The sequence below is a fragment of the Microbacterium sp. NPDC003461 genome, from assembly GCF_053588335.1.
On record NZ_JBSFPT010000029.1, the window covers coordinates 1 to 13,990 of the forward strand.

General features: G+C 72.7%; 11 protein-coding genes and 1 pseudogene. 8 read left to right on the plus strand and 4 right to left on the minus strand.

The features are described from left to right. Nucleotides 1–400: 400 nt before the first annotated feature. Entirely contained in the window at nt 401–1,894 is a 1,494-nt protein-coding gene (locus ACWDR7_RS10810; protein WP_449854901.1) for a SulP family inorganic anion transporter, read from the minus strand. 116 nt (nt 1,895–2,010) lie between these two features. Between ACWDR7_RS10810 and ACWDR7_RS10815 the strand changes: the two are divergent. The 4 genes and pseudogenes from ACWDR7_RS10815 (at nt 2,011) to ACWDR7_RS10830 (ending at nt 5,431) form a co-directional block, all read left to right on the plus strand. Continuing rightward, nucleotides 2,011–2,376 (plus strand): annotated as a pseudogene (locus tag ACWDR7_RS10815) (MerR family transcriptional regulator). A gap of 528 nt (nt 2,377–2,904) precedes the next feature. Continuing rightward, nucleotides 2,905–3,582: a 5'-methylthioadenosine/S-adenosylhomocysteine nucleosidase gene (mtnN, locus tag ACWDR7_RS10820; protein ID WP_449854902.1), complete on the plus strand. Its 678-nt coding sequence runs from the start codon at nt 2,905–2,907 to the stop codon at nt 3,580–3,582. A 182-nt stretch (nt 3,583–3,764) separates the two neighbouring features. Next, nucleotides 3,765–4,613, plus strand: a complete 849-nt coding sequence (truA, locus tag ACWDR7_RS10825; RefSeq protein ID WP_449854928.1) for a tRNA pseudouridine(38-40) synthase TruA — start codon at nt 3,765–3,767, stop codon at nt 4,611–4,613. A gap of 128 nt (nt 4,614–4,741) precedes the next feature. Beyond that, nucleotides 4,742–5,431 (plus strand): endonuclease/exonuclease/phosphatase family protein, encoded by a 690-nt coding sequence (locus tag ACWDR7_RS10830; RefSeq protein WP_449854903.1) that lies wholly within the window; start codon nt 4,742–4,744, stop codon nt 5,429–5,431. Between the two features lie 147 nt (nt 5,432–5,578). On the opposite strand, the gene ACWDR7_RS10835 is transcribed toward ACWDR7_RS10830, so the two are convergent. Both ACWDR7_RS10835 and ACWDR7_RS10840 read right to left on the minus strand, forming a co-directional pair. Beyond that, nucleotides 5,579–7,615 (minus strand): DUF4012 domain-containing protein, encoded by a 2,037-nt coding sequence (locus ACWDR7_RS10835; RefSeq protein ID WP_449854904.1) that lies wholly within the window; start codon nt 7,613–7,615, stop codon nt 5,579–5,581. A 64-nt stretch (nt 7,616–7,679) separates the two neighbouring features. Beyond that, the gene (locus ACWDR7_RS10840) at nt 7,680–8,132 is read right to left on the minus strand and encodes a VanZ family protein (protein ID WP_449854905.1); all 453 of its coding nucleotides are present in this window, start codon (nt 8,130–8,132) and stop codon (nt 7,680–7,682) included. A 237-nt stretch (nt 8,133–8,369) separates the two neighbouring features. Between ACWDR7_RS10840 and ACWDR7_RS10845 the strand changes: the two genes are divergently transcribed. From ACWDR7_RS10845 to glmM, 4 genes are all read left to right on the plus strand, one after another. Then, nucleotides 8,370–9,956 carry a DUF222 domain-containing protein gene (locus ACWDR7_RS10845; protein ID WP_449854906.1) on the plus strand — a complete coding sequence of 529 codons (1,587 nt, stop codon included), beginning with the start codon at nt 8,370–8,372 and terminating at the stop codon, nt 9,954–9,956. A gap of 414 nt (nt 9,957–10,370) precedes the next feature. After that, nucleotides 10,371–10,817 (plus strand): 50S ribosomal protein L13, encoded by a 447-nt coding sequence (gene rplM, locus ACWDR7_RS10850; protein ID WP_449854907.1) that lies wholly within the window; start codon nt 10,371–10,373, stop codon nt 10,815–10,817. 26 nt (nt 10,818–10,843) lie between these two features. Then, on the plus strand, nt 10,844–11,323 hold the full coding sequence (gene rpsI / locus ACWDR7_RS10855) for a 30S ribosomal protein S9 (protein WP_449854908.1): 480 nt from the start codon (nt 10,844–10,846) through the stop codon (nt 11,321–11,323). Nucleotides 11,324–11,337: 14 nt separating this feature from the next. Continuing rightward, the gene (gene glmM / locus ACWDR7_RS10860) at nt 11,338–12,696 is read left to right on the plus strand and encodes a phosphoglucosamine mutase (RefSeq protein WP_449854909.1); all 1,359 of its coding nucleotides are present in this window, start codon (nt 11,338–11,340) and stop codon (nt 12,694–12,696) included. A gap of 334 nt (nt 12,697–13,030) precedes the next feature. Here the strand turns inward: glmM and ACWDR7_RS10865 are convergent, their stop codons facing one another. Continuing rightward, nucleotides 13,031–13,966 carry a Ppx/GppA phosphatase family protein gene (locus tag ACWDR7_RS10865; protein ID WP_449854910.1) on the minus strand — a complete coding sequence of 312 codons (936 nt, stop codon included), beginning with the start codon at nt 13,964–13,966 and terminating at the stop codon, nt 13,031–13,033. Nucleotides 13,967–13,990: the final 24 nt, after the last annotated feature.

The following is a 13,990-nucleotide window of genomic DNA, read 5'->3' on the forward strand; positions in this document are numbered from 1 at the left end:
GCTCGGCGCGGCCGCCCGCGGTCGCAGGAAGTCCCAGAACCCCCGGTTCGAATCGAGCGAGGGGCGGTTCTCGTCGCTCATCTGGCCGCACGCTCGCGCTTCGCGCTCGCACAGCGATCGGCTGCTGTGGAGGGGCGCCCGATCGGTTGCACCCATCGGTTGAATGGGGTTTCACCGATCGGTTGCGCCCATCGGTTGCTGAACGGAGCGGCCGGAGGCCGCGGAGATGAAGCGACCAGTGCAACCGTCATGGACTTGCGGTGGTCGCTTCATCTTCGTTCGCTGGCGCTCACTTCGTTCAGCAACCGGCAGGTTTCACCGTTCGGCTGCACCCCATCGGTTGCTGAACGGAGCGCCGCAGGCGCGGAGATGAAGCGAAACCGCAGGCGGCCGCCCGCGGTTACGGCAGGTTGCCGGTCAGGCGGCCGTGGAAGTCGCCGCTGGCGTCGTTCATGCCCACGATCTCCACCGTCGTGCCGCGCTGGCCGTACTTGTGCACGATCGCGTCGAGGGCCGCGACGGTCGAGGCGTCCCACACATGCGAGCGCGACATGTCGATGACCACCCGATCCGGGTCGTCCGCGTAGGCGAACTGCGTCGTGAGGTCGTTCGACGAGGCGAAGAACAGCTCGCCGTCCACGTCGTAGCGTGCCGTCGATCCGTCGTCGCTGACGCGCCGCGTCACCGTCGTGAAGTGCGCCACGCGCCGCACGAACAGCACGGCGGCGGTCACGACGCCGATGACGACGCCGACGGCCAGGTTGTGCGTGATGACGACGGGGATGACGGTGAAGAGCATCACGATCGTCTCGCTCTTGGGCATGCGCCGCAGCGTGGCGGGGCGGATCGAGTGCCAGTCGAACGTGAGCACCGAGACCATGATCATGATCGCGACGAGCGCGGCGATCGGGATGACGGCCATCACCGGCCCGAGGAACCACACGAGCACGAGCAGGAACAGGCCGGCGGCGAAGGTGGAGATGCGCGTGCGGGCGCCCGAGACCTTCACGTTGATCATGGTCTGGCCGATCATGGCGCAGCCGCCCATGCCTGCGAAGAAGCCCGACAGCACGTTCGAGACGCCCTGGCCCCACGACTCGCGCGTCTTGTTCGAGTGGGTGTCGGTCACGTCGTCGACGAGCTTGGCCGTCATGAGCGACTCGAGCAGGCCGACCGCCGCCATGCCGAACGCGTAGGGCGCGATGATCTGCAGCGTCTCGAGCGTGAGCGGCACGTCGGGCAGGAAGAACAGCGGCGGGCCCGAGGGCAGCTCGCCCATGTCGGCCACGGTGGGCACCTCGATGTCGGCGAGCAGCACGACGAGCGACATCACGATCACCACGACGAGCGGCGCCGGGACGGCGGTCGTGAGCTTGGGGAACAGCCACAGGATGAGCAGGCTCGCGGCGATGATGGGGTAGACCAGCCACGGCGCGTTCTCGAAGTGCTGCAGCTGCGCGATGAAGATGAGGATCGCGAGCGCGTTCACGAAGCCGACCATCACGCTGCGCGGGATGAAGCGCATGAGCCGGGCGACGCCGAGCACGCCGAGCAGCACCTGGATGACGCCGCCCAGGATGACCGTGGCGAGGAGGTAGTCGAGGCCGTACTGCTCGTTCACCGGCGCGATCACGAGTGCGACGGCGGCGGTCGCGGCCGTGATCATCGCCGGCCGGCCGCCGAGGAACGCGATCGAGATCGCCATGACGATCGACGAGAACAGTCCCACCTGCGGATCCACACCCGCGGCGAGCGAGAACGCGATGGCCTCGGGGATGAGGGCGAGGGCGACGACGAGACCGGCGAGCACCTCGCGCGTGAGCAGCTTGGGGGAGCGCAGGGCCTCGCGCACCGAGGGGCGCGGGCGGTAGCGGTCGGGCGCGGGCGCGGACATGCGTCCTCCAGGGGCGGGGCGGGATGATGGGATCGGCGACGGCGCCGGATCGGCGCGAGCGCGCCGCGGCAACTCTACCGTTACGGGAGGGTTGGATCAAAAGGGAGAGGGCGAGGATGGCGGAGACGATGCACATCGGCGAGGTCGCCGAGCGCACCGAGCTGTCGCTGCGCACGCTGCGGCACTACGACGAGATCGGGCTCGCGAGCCCGAGCGACCGCACCGCCGGCGGCTTCCGCCTCTACACCGAGATCGACGTCGAGCGCCTGCTGCTCATCCGCCGCATGAAGCCGCTCGGCTTCTCGCTCGAGTAGATGGGCGAGGTCCTCGCCGCGCGCGACGCGCTCGCGGCCGACCCGCGCGATCCCGCGGCGCGGGCGGCGCTCGAGACCTTCGTGGTCGACGCGCAGGAGCGCCGCGAGAAGCTCGCCCGCCAGCTCGACGCCGCCGACGAGCTGATCCAGCGGCTCCGCGGGGTCTGAAGCCCCCATCGGTTGCTGAACGGAGCGGCCGGAGGCCGCGGAGATGAAGCGACCACCGCAACCGTCATGGACTTGCTGAGGTCGCTTCATCTTCGTCCGCTGGCGCTCACTTCGTTCAGCAACCGTGGGGTTTCACCGTTCGGTTGCACCCATCGGTCGCTGAACGGAGCGGCCGGAGGCCGCGGAGATGAAGCGACCACCGCAACCGTCATGGACTTGCTGTGGTCACTTCATCTTCGTCCGCTGGCGCTCACTTCGTTCAGCAACCGTGGGGTCGCACCGATCGGTCGCACCCCATCGGTTGCTGAACGGAGCGGCCGGAGGCCGCGGAGATGAAGCGACCACCGCAACCGTCATGGACTTGCTGTGGTCACTTCATCTTCGTTCGCTGGCGCTCACTTCGTTCAGCAACCGTGGGGTCGCACCGATCGGTCGCACCCCATCGGTTGCTGAACGGAGCGCCGCAGGCGCGGAGATGAAGCGACCAGCGCAACTCGGCGGGCCGGTGCGAGCGCATAGGCTCGAAGCGTGACGACGTACGTGATCCAGGTGGCGATGGATGAGGAGGCGGCCCCGTTCCTCGAGGCCGCGGCGGAGGCGAGCGAGCCGATCCGGATCGGGCGCGCCGTGCATCGCGGCATCGTGCTGGGCGGGCGCACGGTCGTGCTCGTCGTCTCCGGCATCGGCATGGTCAACGCCGCCGACGCCGCCGCGGGCGCGATCCACCGCTACGGGCCCGACGTCGCGCTCATCGGCGCCGGCACGGCGGGCGGCCTGGCGAGTGCCGTGGCGGTGGGCGACGTGATCGTCGGCACCGAGGCCGTGAACGTCGACGCCGACGCGCGGGCCTTCGGGTACGTGCTCGGGCAGACCCCCGGCATGCCCGCCCGCTACGCCGCCGATCCGGTCCTTCTCGATGCTCTCGGCGGTGGCAACGGCGTGCGGATCGGCGCGATGGGCGCCGGCGAGAAGTTCGTCACGGTCGAGCTGGCGCACGCGCTGCGCCGCGACTTCCCCGAGCTGCTGTCGGTCGACATGGAGACCGCGGCCGTGGCGCAGGTGGCGCACAACCACGGTGCGCGCTTCGCCGTGGCCCGCGGCGTGAGCGACCTGTGCGCGCCGACGGCCGAGCAGTTCGAGACGCACGTCGACGACGCCGCCGAGCGATCCGCCCGCGTCGTGATCGCCGCCCTGGGGCGCCTGTGAGCGCGGCGATCCCCGTTGGCGAGGACGATCCGGCCGCCGGCGGTCCTCTGGAACCGGGATCTCCTCGTGAACCGTTGCCCGCTCGTCGACCGGAGGCGCGCAGCGCCGGAGCGGAGGCGGGCCGAGCGAGCGAAGCGAGCCGAGGCCAGGGCGAGCCGGAGCCGGACGCCCCGGCCCGCCGGATCCGGCTCGACATCGCGTACGACGGCACGAACTTCAAGGGCTGGGCCCGGCAGCCGAAGCTGCGCACGGTGCAGGGCACGCTCGAGGCGGCGCTGACCCGCATCGCGGGCTCGCCCGTGCTGCTCGTGGTGGCCGGCCGCACCGACGCCGGCGTGCACGCCACCGGCCAGGTGGCCCACGCCGATCTCACCGAGGATCAGTGGGCGCGCATGACCCAGCGGCGCCGGGCACACCCCGCGCCGGCCGGCGCCGATCCGGCCGCCGTCATCGCCCGTCGCCTCGCCGGCGTGCTGGGGCACTACGCCGACGCGGCGGTGCTGCGCACGTCCACGGCGCCCGAGGGGTTCGACGCGCGCTTCTCGGCGTCGTGGCGCCGCTACGAGTACCGCGTCGCCGACACGCGATCCGGATACGACCCGCTGCAGCGCCACCGCACCGCGCGCGTGCGCGCGACGCTCGACGAGGCCGCCATGGACGAGGCAGCGCGCGGGCTGGTCGGGCTGCACGACTTCGCCGCGTACTGCAAGCCGCGGCCCGAGGCCACGACGATCCGCACGCTGCTGGAGTTCGACTGGCGGCGCGACGAGGGCGGCGTGCTCGTGGCGAACGTGAAGGCCGACGCGTTCTGCCACAGCATGGTGCGCGCGCTCGTGGGCGCGTGCGTCGCGGTGGGGGAGGGCAAGCTCGCCCCGGCCGACCTGCAGGTGCTGCGCGAGGCGCAGGAGCGCACGAGCGCGTTCAAGGTGCTCGAGGCGCGCGGGCTCACGCTCACCGAGGTCGGCTACCCGGCCGACGACCAGCTCGCCGCCCGCGCCGAGCGCACGCGCAACCGCCGCGACCGCGAGTGAGCCGCGAAACAGCATCTGGGCGCCGAGACCGCGTGCAGACGCCACTGTCTCGGCGCGCATTTGCTGTCTCACCGGAATCGGGGTCAACCCGTACCTCGCGCTGAGGCGGGGCGCGTAGCGTGGACGCCGTGAAGGTGCTGTCATACAACCTGCGCAAGCATCGCGCGGCCACGGAGCTCGAGGAGCTCGAGGAACGGCACGAGCCCGATGTGCTGTGCCTGCAGGAGGCCGACGTCGCGGCGCTGCCCGAGCGCGTGGACGAGATGCGCCTGGCCGCCGCCACCGACCGCAACCGGCTGGGCCTCGCGGTGTACTACCGCGAGAACGCGTTCCGGCTGAAGGACACGGCGTCGCTGGGGCTCAAGAAGTCGCTGCACGACATGGTGCTGCGCCCCGCGCACGAGCGGGTGCTCGGCGTGCAGCTGCACGACATCGACGCCGGCCGCGAGGTGACGGTCGCGTCGTTCCACGCCGCGCCGCTCACGGCGCTGAACTCCCTGCGCCGCTCGCAGATCGGCTCGGCGCTCGAGGCGCTCGAGCGGCTGGGCCCCGGCACCCCCACGCTCATGGTGGGCGACTACAACTACCCCGTGTTCAAGGAGAACCTGGGCGAGCGGATGCGCCGGCGCGGCTACGACCTCACCCTCAGCGACTCGCGCACCTACATGCGCTACCGCTTCTTCCGCGGGCACTACGACTTCGTCACCTCGCGCGGCCTGTCCATCGAGCACGTCGTCACGCTGCCGCAGGGATCGAGCGACCACCTGCCGATCCTCGTCACCGCCGAGTACCGCCGCGGGCACGGCGAGGCGCTCTGACCCGACCGCGGCGTCGACGGATCGCGACGCCGACCGGATCGCGAGGCCGCCGGATACCGACGGATCGCGACGCCGACCGGATCGCGAGGCCGCCGGATACCGACGGATCGCGATGCCGACCGGATCGCGACGCGTCCCGATCCGCGCTCAGGCGCCGCCCGAGCCGTCCCCCGACTCCGTGCCGGTGTCGGGCGGCGGCACGGGCTCCTCGGTGGGTTGCGACGGATCGGTCGGCTGCGGATCCGTCGGGGCGGGCGTCTCCGTGCCGGTACCGCCGCCCGTGTCGCCCCCGCCGGAGGACGGCGGCGTGACGGGCGTGTACCCGATGCCGTCGTCCGCCGCCTCGAGCGCGGCCAGCCGCGCCTGCTCCTGCCGCAGCACGTCGACGGCGGCGATGAACTCGTCGAGCTCGGCCAGGCCCTCGCCGCCCGCCGCGCGTGCCGCGAGCACGGCGTCGGCGGCGACGTCGAGGGCCTCGTGGAGGTACGCGGCCGGCAGCGGGTTGGCGTCGTGCTCGGCCTCGGCCACGCCGGCGAGCGTGCCGTAGGCCGTGTCGAGCGCGGCGAGGAGCGCGGCGTGGGCCCCGGCCAGCGCGTCGGATGAGGCATCGATCCCGTCGCGCGCCGCGGTGACGGCGGCGGCGCGCTCCTCGGTCGCGGCGATCTCCTCCTCGGCCTGCGCGATGCTCGCGGGCCGGTCGTCCGGCACCTCGAGGTCGGCGGGCAGCGCCACGGCGCCCGCGCGCCCGGCCTCGTCGGAGAGCCCGCCCGCCGCCGCGCGCACGGCGTCGATCTGCTCGGCCGGGAGCACGTCGACCGCGCGGTCCATCGCCTGCGTCACGCGCGTCGCCAGATCGGTCGCCGGGCCGACCGACGCCATCAGCTCGGCGTGCGCGCCCGTGAGGTCAGCTGCCGTCACTGCGAAGAACGCGTTCTGTTCGAGGCTGTTGAAACGGAAGTACGGTTCGTTGAGAAGCAGCTGCGCCGCGTTCTCGGGCGTCAGCACGTCACCCGTGGCAAGAGTCACCGGGCCGATTGCGGGCAGAAGATACGACAGCCCAATCGGGTCGAAAGACATGAAGGCGTCGACGTCGCCGCGGCCTTCACGTGCCCACCAGCCCTGGAGAATGCCCGCTGCGGTGGGAAAGTCCGGCACCATTGTGAAGTCCGGCGTGTAGCGGCCGATCTTGTCGCCATAGATATTGACGGCTGCCTCATCGAGGGGAACGACAGGTTCCGGGAGCGGCTGCTGGAAGTCGGAGCTGCTTGCCTGATCGACGATCGCGAGTCGGCCGTCCTCCGCGCGCAGGACCATGAACGAGGCCGCATTCCCACCCAGGCTCCGTGCCTCCGAGTTGCCCTGGAACATCAGCAGGTAGTCGCGCGGGCCGTTGGCGCCCAGCGCGTTGGGCAGCACGCTCGCCACGTCGCGCACGGGCTGGATCATCGGCTGGATCTCCGAGAGGGCGTCGTCCAGCTGCTTCACGCCGCCCGCGACCTGCGAGATGAGGGCTGATCGGTCGATCGGGGCCAGCGTGTCGACCGCGTCGTTCACGCCGGCGTCGATCCGGTCGATGAGGGGGACGAGATCCGCGACCGCCTGCACGTCGATCCGGCCGTCCTGCGGGCGGAAGGTGTCGAGGCTGATCGACGCCGCGGGCGTGACCACCTCGGCGGCTAGGTGATCCGTCGCCTCGGCGACCAGGCGGACCGCGGCGAGGTCGTCGCCGATGAAGGGCACGGCCTCGGCCAGGCCCCACAGCGTGCCGCTGGTGCCCGCGACCGCGGCGCGCGTCTTCGTGCTCAGCTGGCTCGCCGCGGCGGTGGCCGCATCCGACTCGCCTGCGAGCACCGCCCGCTGCACCTCGGCGACATCCGTCATCGCCGACTCGAGCTGCGCGCGCACGCCCATCGCCTGGTCGTACAGGCGCTTGGCCGCGAGGCCGCCGGCCACGAGAAGGGCCAGGATGACCGCGACGACCGTGAGCCAGATCCACAGGCACCGGCGGGATCGCTTCGGGCGGTCGGCGGATGCGTCGGCGGGTGCGTCGGCGGCGGATGCGTCGTGCTCGGCGGGGAGCGCCGTCGTCTCGGCGTCGTCGTCTCGCGGGGCCGGGGCGGGCTCGACGTCCCGACGCTGCTGGCGTGCTTCGCGGCGGCTTACGGGGCGGTTCTCGCTGTCCACCGGGGTATTCAAGCACGCCCGCCTCGACGGGCGCCGCCGGTGGGTGCGCGCTGGGGGCTGCCCGTTACCGGCCGGGGATCGTGTGGGCAGGCGCGGCGCGGGTGAGCAGGCGGGCCAGGACGGCGCCGACGAGGGCACCCGTGCCGTTGGCGACGACGTCGCTGAGCGTGGGGAAGCGCGAGGGGATCGCGAACTGCACGAGCTCGATCACCACGCTCGTGCCCAGGCCGAGCAGCAGCACGTGCCAGGGCCGCAGACGCGGCCAGCTCCACACGAGCAGCGCCCCGAACGGCACGAACAGCGCGACGTTTGCCAGGAACTCGAGCACCGTGTAGCCGACGTCGAACGGCACGCCGAGGGGAACGAGCAGCCGGGCGGCCGCGGCGACGACGCCGGTGACCCGGCCGGCCTGGTCGGCGGGCAGCCACACGATCAGCGCGAGCGCGACGAGGTACGGGGCGAGCGCCGCGCGCGCGGTCAGCGTGAGCATGCGGGTTCGGGCGAGTCGGGAGGGCATCCCGGTCAGGGTAGCCGCGCCGGGCGGATCGTTCGGTGGGGGCTTCCGGGTGTCGACCGCGGGAGCGGATCGCGGTGTGCGGCGGTGGCGCGGTCGGATGGCTGGGGTCGGGTGCCGTGAGGGGCGGGGTTCGTCCACAGGGGCGCGTCGGGATGAGTTATCCACGGATCTTCGATTTCCGCTCTGGCGTGGGGATATCCGGCTTCGAATGTCGGAGGTCCGGGGAAGAATCGGAGCATGAACTTCCTCACCGACCTCGAGCAGCGGATCGACGCCGTGGCGGCGCTCGCCGCGATCGACGTCGCCGATGCCGCGCGGCAGTCGGACGAGGTGGTGGTGCGCCTGGCCGAGCTCGGAGCCGAGCTGATGCGCGTGGGCGAGCGGCTGCAGACGATCGCGGCGGGCGTGGCGGCGTCGAGGTCGACGCGCGACGCGGGGCACGGCGGCCTCGCGCAGGCGCGCGGGCATCGGAACGCCGTGGCGCTGCTGCAGGAGGTGTCGGGGTCGTCCCGCGCCGACGCGGCGAAGCGGGTGCGGGTGGGCGAGTCGCTGCTGCAGACGGCGGCGGTCGGCGACCCGCGTCTCGCGGCGGCGGCGGCGGCGGGTGCGGGGGATGCGGATGCGGCGGGATCAGCGGGTGCTGCGGGTGCGGGATCGGCGGGTGCGGGTGCCGGCGAGCCCGGTGTGTTCGGGGATGGGGCGGAAGGGCCGGGCGGTTCGGCGGGAGAGGGCGGTTCTGCGGGAGCGGGGATGGAGCTGCCCTGGCACGCGCCCGTGGACGCGGCCCTGCTCGGCGGGCGGGTGACGACGGCGCAGGCCGATGCGATCCTGCGCGGGCTGGGCGAGCCGCCCGTCGAGCCGGGTGCCGACGGTGCCACGGCGGGAACCATCGAGGCGTGGCGCGTCGCGGCCGAGCAGCTCCTCGACGAGGCGGCGATCCGCACGGTGGAAGACCTCGCGGCGGCCGGGCGGCAGATGCGCGACCGGCTCGACCCGTCGGGAGCGCAGGCGCGGTACCTCGCGCGACACGAGGCGCGCTCGTTCCGCATGTGGACCGACGGCGACGGCATCCACCACGCGAAGCTGCGCTTCGACGATCACGGCGGCGCGTGGATGCGGGCGATGATGGACTCCGCCCTGCGGCCGCGGCGCGGCGGGCCGCGGTTCGTCGACGCCGCCGAGGCCGAGAAGGCCCGCGACCTGGTCGACGACCCCCGTTCGAACGAGCAGCTCGCCTACGACCTGCTGATCGACGTGCTCCAGGCGGGCGCCACGGCCGAGGCCGAGAAGGTCTTCGGCGCGCGGCAGCCCGGCGTGCGACTCGTCGTGGTGAACGACGAGCTCGAGGCGCGCGACGCCTCCGGGCGGCCTGCCGGGGTGGGGCACCTCGAGGACGGCGGCGAGACCGTGCCGGCGGCGGCGGTCGAGCAGGCGATCTGCAGCGCCGGCACCGTGCCGGTGACCGTCGACAGCTGCGGCAAGCCGCTCGACGTGGGGCGCGAGCAGCGGCTGTTCACCCCGAGGCAGCGGATCGCGCTGGCCGTGCGCGACGGCGGGTGCCTGTGGCCGGGCTGCGTGATGCGCGCGTCGTACTGCGAAGCCCATCACATCGACGAATGGGCGGCTCACGAGGGGCGCACCGATGTCGAGCGGGGCGTGCTGCTGTGCAGATACCACCACATGAACCTGCATCACCGTGGCTATCGCATCCGGCGGGATGGCACCGGTCCGCTGATGCTGCATCCGCCCGACGGGCCGGGTATCGAGCTGCGCCCCCAGTCGCCCCTGCGGTGGCGATGGGGACCGCCGACGCGGGCCGCGTGAGGCGCCGGGGGCGGGCGGGGTGTCGGGCCGGGACCGGGCGCAGGGCATCGGGCCCCGGCCGGGCGCCGGTGTCTCCGGCGCGGGGGCGCGCGCGGGGCCGGGGGCGGGCGTGGGGTCGGACCGCGTGACGAGCCGCCCCCGGCCGTGGCGCGCGGCCGGGCCGTGGCGCGCGGCCGGGCCGGGGCGGAGGCCGTGGCGGCGGGCGGGCGCGGGTCGGGCGGGGGTGGCGTGGAGGGGCCGGCCCCACGCGGTTCGCGGATCGGGCCCTCGTGCGATAGGATGACTCTTTGGTGTCCACTGCGGGCACCGCGAACGTGAGCCCTCCACCGTGCGGGTTCCGGATCCGTCCGGTCCGGAACAGCCACAGGAGCGGGATTCACGAACGTCTCCGTTCGAACAGAAAGCAGCACTACTGTGACGCGCACTTACACCCCGAAGGCCGGTGAGGCTCAGCGTGAGTGGCTCGTGATCGACGCCACCGACGTCGTCCTCGGCCGCCTCGCCTCGCACGCCGCCGCGCTCCTGCGTGGAAAGCACAAGGCGACCTTCGCCCCCCACATGGACATGGGCGACTTCGTGATCATCGTGAACGCCGAGAAGGTCGCGCTCACGGGTCAGAAGCTGCAGAAGAAGCTGGCCTACCGCCACTCCGGCTACCCGGGCGGCCTCAAGTCCGTCTCGTACGCCGAGCTCCTGGAGAAGAACCCCGTCCGCGCCGTCGAGAAGGCGATCCGCGGCATGCTGCCGAAGAACACCCTCGGTCGTCAGCAGCTCGCCAAGCTGAAGGTGTACGCCGGTGCCGAGCACCCGCACGCCGCCCAGCAGCCCAAGACGTACACCCTCGACCAGGTCGCGCAGTAAGCGCCGCCGCAGCTAAGGACTTCATCGTGGCGAACGACACCACCGACTTCCCGCAGAACTACTCGACCGAGACCCCGGACGCCGAGGTCGCCGCCGAGGCGCCCCGCCCCGTCGTCAGCGTCCCCGGCGCGGCCGTGGGCCGCCGCAAGGAGGCCATCGCGCGCGTGCGCCTGGTCCCCGGATCGGGCACCCTCACGATCAACGGCCGCACGTTCGAGGACTACTTCCCGAACAAGCTGCACCAGCAGCTGATCACCGACCCGTTCACCGTGCTCAACCTCACGGGCGCGTACGACGTGATCGCCCGCATCTCGGGCGGCGGCCCCTCGGGCCAGGCCGGCGCGCTGCGCCTCGCCATCGCCCGTGCGCTGAACGAGATCGACCGCGAGAACAACCGACCGACCCTGAAGAAGGCCGGGTTCCTCACGCGCGACGCCCGCGTCATCGAGCGCAAGAAGGCCGGCCTCAAGAAGGCCCGCAAGGCCTCGCAGTTCTCGAAGCGCTGATCGGACCGGCTCCGATGCCGCTCTTCGGCACGGACGGCGTGCGAGGGCTTGCCAACGGCACCCTCACCGCCGACCTTGCTCTCTCCCTGGCCCAGGCGACCGCGGTCGTCCTGGGCCAGGGGCGGGCGGCCGAGGCGCGTCGCGCCGCCGGCCGACGCGCGCGCGCCGTCATCGCGCGCGACCCCCGCGTCTCGGGCGAGTTCCTCTCGGCCGCCGTCTCGGCGGGCCTGGCCTCGTCGGGCGTCGACGTCTACGACGCCGGCGTGATCCCGACCCCCGCGCTCGCGTTCCTCATCGGCGACTTCGACGCCGACTTCGGGATCATGATCTCGGCGTCCCACAACCCCGCGCCCGACAACGGCATCAAGGTGTTCGCGCGCGGCGGCGTCAAGCTGCCCGACGTCGTCGAGCAGCGCATCGAGCGCTACCTCGACCGCGAGCGCTGGCTGCCCACGGGCGCCGAGGTCGGGCGCATCCGGCGGTTCTCCGACGCCGAGGACCGCTACCTCATGCACCTGCTGGCCTCGCTGCCGAACCGGCTCGACGGCATCCACGTGGTGCTGGACTGCGCCCACGGCGCGGCCTCCGGCGTCTCGCCCGACGTCTTCCGGGACGCCGGTGCCACCGTCACCGTCATCGGGGCCGATCCGGACGGCCTCAACATCAACGACGGCGTCGGATCGACCCACCTCGAGCACCTCACGGAGGCCGTCGTGCGCCTGGGCGCCGACGTCGGCATCGCGCACGACGGCGACGCGGATCGCTGCCTCGCCGTGGACGCGAACGGCCGCGTCGTGGACGGCGACCAGATCATGGCGATCCTCGCCGCGTCGATGCACGAGCGAGGTCAGCTGACGAACGACACGCTCGTCGCGACCGTCATGAGCAACCTCGGCCTGCACGTGGCCATGCGCGAACGCGGGATCACGGTGGTCCAGACCGCGGTCGGCGACCGCTACGTGCTCGAGGCGATGAGCGAGGGCGGGCACGCCCTGGGCGGCGAGCAGTCGGGCCACGTCATCATGAGCGAGTTCGCCACGACCGGCGACGGCGTGCTCACCGGGCTCCACCTCGTGGCCGAGATGGCGCGCACGGGCCGCTCGCTGGCCGAGCTCGCGTCGATCATGACCGTGTACCCGCAGGTGCTCGTGAACGTGCGCGACGTCGACAAGGCGCGCTGCGCCGACGACGAGGGCGTGCAGGCCGCCGTGCGCGCGGTGGAGGCCGAGCTCGGCTCGACCGGGCGCGTGCTGCTGCGGGCCTCGGGCACCGAGCAGCTCGTGCGCGTCATGGTCGAGGCCGCCGACGAGGCGACGGCACAGCGCCACGCCGACGAGCTCGCCGCCGTCGTCCGCGACCGCCTCGCGCTGTAGACGCCGCACGGCCTCGATTCGCTTCGCTCGTCCGGCCGACGAGCGATCTTGCTGTGGTCGCTTCATCTTCGTTCGCTGGCGCTCACTTCGTTCAGCAACCGTGGGGTCGCACCGATCGGTTGCACCCATCGGTTGCTGAACGGAGCGGCGAAGCCGCGGAGATGAAGCGACCACCGCAACCGGGTCGTGCCCCGTGCCGGGGGTTGCTGTGGTCGCTTCATCTTCGGCCGCTGGGGCGGCCTTCGTTCAGCAACCGGGGAGTTTCACCGGTCGGTTGCACCCATCGGTCGCTGGCGCAGGCCGGTCCTGCCCCGAGGGAGCGGGGCCGGGCGGGTCAGGGGCGGCTCGCGAGATCCTCGATCCGGCGCAGCATCACGCCCTCGCGCAGGGCCCACGGGCTGATCTCGAGCTCCTCGACGTCGAGCGCCGCCATCGCCTCGTGCAGCACGACGGCCCCCGCCGTGATCTGGAAGGTGCGGTCGGCCGTGATGCCGGGCAGCTCCTGGCGCGCGGACGCCGGGATGCGCGCGAGCACCGGGATCCAGGAGGCCAGCGACTCGCGCGGCAGCATCCAGCGCTCGGTGCCCGACCAGCCGGGCCGCCGGTACCCCGCCAGCCGCGCCAGGGATCGGATCGTCTTCGACGAGCCGACGACGTGATCGGGGCGCGGCAGGCGCCGGTACTTCCGGGCGATCGGCGCGAGCGACTCCGCGGCGTGCTCGCGCAGCTTCGCGAGCGCGCCCTCGCCGGGAGGGTCCTTCGGCAGGAAGCGCACCGTCATGCGGCCCGCGCCCAGCGGCACGGAGTGCGCCGCGTGCGGCAGCTCCTCGCTGCCGCTGGCGATCTCGAGCGAGCCGCCGCCGATGTCGAACAGCAGGATCCGCCCCGCCGACCAGCCGAACCAGCGGTGCACCGCGAGGAACGTCATCCGCGCCTCGTCGTCGCCGCCGAGCACGACCAGCGGCTGCCCCAGCGCGTCCTCGATCGCGGCGATCACGTCGCGCCCGTTCCTGGCCTCGCGCACCGCCGACGTCGCCGTGGCGAGCAGCTCGGCCACGCCCTCCTTCTCGGCGACCTCCTTCGCCTTGTGCACCGCGCGCAGCAGGGCCCTGACGCCCTCGCGCGTGATGGCGCCGTTCTCGTCGAGGTACCGCATGAGCCGCAGCACCGACTTCTCGCTCGTCGTGGCGAGCGGCCGGCCGCCGGCGTGGGCATCGGCGACGAGCAGGTGGACGGTGTTCGAGCCGATGTCGAGGACACCGAGACGCATGTCAGAACGCTAGCGCGCCGGTGG

Excerpts from the sequence above, each read along its gene's own strand:
- ACWDR7_RS10810 (WP_449854901.1), bottom strand. The coding sequence starts at position 1,894 with ATGTCCGCGCCCGCGCCCGACCGCTACCGCCCGCGCCCCTCGGTGCGC.
- ACWDR7_RS10840 (WP_449854905.1), bottom strand. The coding sequence starts at position 8,132 with ATGCCCTCCCGACTCGCCCGAACCCGCATGCTCACGCTGACCGCGCGC.
- ACWDR7_RS10845 (WP_449854906.1), top strand. The coding sequence starts at position 8,370 with ATGAACTTCCTCACCGACCTCGAGCAGCGGATCGACGCCGTGGCGGCG.
- glmM (WP_449854909.1), top strand. The coding sequence starts at position 11,338 with ATGCCGCTCTTCGGCACGGACGGCGTGCGAGGGCTTGCCAACGGCACC.
- ACWDR7_RS10865 (WP_449854910.1), bottom strand. The coding sequence starts at position 13,966 with ATGCGTCTCGGTGTCCTCGACATCGGCTCGAACACCGTCCACCTGCTC.